Source organism: Agromyces binzhouensis, from assembly GCF_004135055.1.
Lineage (GTDB): Bacteria > Actinomycetota > Actinomycetes > Actinomycetales > Microbacteriaceae > Agromyces > Agromyces binzhouensis.
Map to the genome: position 1 here is coordinate 1 of NZ_SDPL01000643.1, position 1,156 is coordinate 1,156.

The window sequence follows — 1,156 nt, forward strand, 5'->3', positions numbered from 1 at the left end:
GGCGGCGGCGGTCGTGGTGGTCCTCGGCATCGTGGCCGTGGCACCGACCATCGCGGCGATCGCGCTCGGTCGCACGGCCGTGGGACCGGCACCGGAGCGGACCCTGCCGGCCTTCGTCGAGGCCGAGGCGGCCTCGGACCCCCGCGTCGGGACGCTGCGCATGGAGCCCACGCCGGACGGGGGCCTCCGCGCCACCATCGAGCGCGGCAGCGGTGCCACGCTCGACGAGCAGTCGACGCTCGCGTCCACGCAGCGCGACCTCACCGGGACCACCGAGTCGATCGCGATGCTCGCCGGGAACCTCGCCTCGCGCAGCGGCTACGACGCGAGCGCGGCGGTCGAGGAGTTCGGGCTGTCGTTCGTGCTGGTCGGTGCGGCGGACGCGGACGACACCGCTGCGGTCGCCGTCGAGCAGCGCGCGCGTGCGGCGCTCGACGGGAACCCGCAGGTCATCCCGATCGGGGAGACGGACTTCGGCCCGATCTGGCGGTTCGTGGACGCCGATCCCGCGGCGCCCGGCGCGCGCATCCCGGACGCCGGACCCGTCGCGGGGTGGATCGTGACGGGCCAGCTGGTGGTGATCGGGGCAGCGCTCCTGCTCTCGATCCCGACGGGCGGAGGCCGGGAGCCCGACCGCAGGCCGCCGTCGGTTCGTCGTCGTCGCCGCCAGCGGGCCGCGAGCCCGTCGGCGGCGGACGACGGGACGGAGCCCTCGGCGGACGGATCCGACGAACCCGCCCGACCCGATGACGAGGACGGAGGTGACCGCCGTGCCGACGAGGCGTGACGTGATCCGGGGGGCCGTCAGGCTGGCCGCCGTGGTGGCCGCAGGCGGCCTCGCCGCGGGTGCGCTGCTCGCGGCATCCACCGCGCCACTGCCCGAGGTCGCGGCCCGACCGCCCTCGACCGTCGTCCAGCCCGCGGAGAGCCGTCAGCTCCGGGTCTGTCCGGGGCCCCTGCTGTCCCTGGCGGACGACGCCGCGTCCGCGGCCACCGCCCGGTCGGTCGGAGCGCCCGCGATCTCCATCGTGGCCGAACCGGAGAGCGCCCCGATCGAACAGGCGCCGCTCGATGCGCCGGACAACGCCGCCGCGGCCGCGGACGGGGGGCCGGTCGCGATCTCGACCGAGCCCGGCGCGGTGCTCGCCGGGATGCT

At 77.1% G+C, this 1,156-nt stretch carries 2 pseudogenes; both read left to right on the forward strand.

The features are described 5' to 3' along the window. Positions 1–787: pseudogene (locus tag ESO86_RS19495) on the forward strand (glycosyltransferase); the annotation flags it as partial. Position 788: 1 nt separating this feature from the next. Next, a pseudogene (locus tag ESO86_RS17330) lies at positions 789–1,156 on the forward strand (hypothetical protein); the annotation flags it as partial.